Genomic DNA, 1,340 nt, shown 5'->3' with positions numbered 1-1,340 from the left:
TGGCAAAGCATGATAATCAAGAGCTTGTTGGCGAAGTACTTCTTCAGGGGTCATTTGCTGGCTATTGTCATCGGACATAAATGGTTTATTCTCTTTTTGCGTGGTATCGGTAAAGGGGGGAACAACTTTAGCTTGAACAAAAACTCTGCCTTTTTGTTCAATTTAGAGAGAAATTCTAATTGATATAAGTCAATCTTCCTAGCCAAGATTGCGAGGCAAATCTATAAAAATTGTGAATAAGATAGAAGTAAGACCAGATGGCATAAAGGGAGGGAGCTTGACGAGAAAGCGTCACCTAGACAGCTGAATGCAAAAAAGGCCGCATAAGCGACCTTTTTTTCTCAAACAGCAATAGCTAACGCTATTATTTCTTACCGCTTGATAGAGCACCGAAACGCTTGTTGAAGCGATCAACACGGCCGCCTGTATCAACGATACGTTGCTTACCAGTGTAGAATGGGTGGCACTTGTCACATACGTCTAGGTGGATRGATTCTTTATCTAGAGTAGAGTTGAAAACGAAAGAGTTGCCGCAAGAACAAGTTGCGTTTACTGCTTTGTATTCTGGATGGTATACCGCTTCATGGGATAACCTCAAATAGTAGGCCGTGTCGCTATACGAGTCTTTGCCGCACACCACACGCAGTTAAAATAAAACTCAGATACCGCTAAATAGAATTAAAGCCATATCTTAAGGCGCGATATAGTAATGAATCGTCTCTTTCGAATCAACCTATTTCCGCGATTTTCCGCTAGTTTTTTATACAGTTTTCCTCTCTCTGTTCGAGCATGCCCTTTTCTCGTATTCTACCTCGCTCATTAGACTGTAAGTCATTATTTTTGCCATGAAACACCACGTTATGCGTCCATCCATTGCTCGTGTTGCGCTGCCAGTGCCACTCGATAAACAATTTGATTATCTCGTTCCTGGACACCTTTTTCCGATCATTGGTGGTCGCGTGAGTGCTGTCGTTGACGACAAACCTTGATTGGCATTGTCACCGCTTTAGTTCAAGAATCAGACTTTCCACGCGAGCAACTTAAACCCCTTAAAGCGGTGTTGGATCATCGTTCTATTTGGCCCGATTCCGTCTACTAGTTTATTTGACTTTGGTGTAGCCAGTTTTACCAATATCCCCTTGGTGAAACACTGCATAACGCCTCCCTGCAGCACTAAGAAAGGTAAAGCGGCTGACTTTGCGACTCTACAAGAATGGCAGTTGACCGAGTTAGGCAAAAACCAGTTGATGCAAGGGCTAAACAGTCGCGCGATAAAGCAAGCGAAAGTATTGAATATGCTTGCTAATGGCCCTCTGCCTCACCAGGCCTTTCTAGATGAG

At 43.4% G+C, this 1,340-nt stretch carries 2 protein-coding genes and 1 pseudogene; 2 read left to right on the top strand and 1 reads right to left on the bottom strand.

What is annotated here, in order from left to right; all coding sequences use genetic code 11:
- Positions 1-183 (top strand): hypothetical protein (locus tag CIK04_RS34035; RefSeq protein WP_325205843.1); only part of this gene is annotated, 183 nt, incomplete at its 5' end.
- A gap of 181 nt (positions 184-364) precedes the next feature.
- Here the strand turns inward: CIK04_RS34035 and rpmE are convergent.
- Positions 365-598 carry a 50S ribosomal protein L31 gene (rpmE, locus tag CIK04_RS26055; RefSeq protein ID WP_128824710.1) on the bottom strand — a complete coding sequence of 78 codons (234 nt, stop codon included), beginning with the start codon at positions 596-598 and terminating at the stop codon, positions 365-367.
- A gap of 262 nt (positions 599-860) precedes the next feature.
- On the opposite strand from rpmE, the pseudogene CIK04_RS26050 reads away from it, so the two are divergent.
- Positions 861-1,340 (top strand): annotated as a pseudogene (locus CIK04_RS26050) (primosomal protein N'); the annotation flags it as partial.

This window comes from Vibrio sp. 03_296 (assembly GCF_002265885.1).
This window is presented reverse-complemented; position numbering and strand designations above follow the sequence as displayed.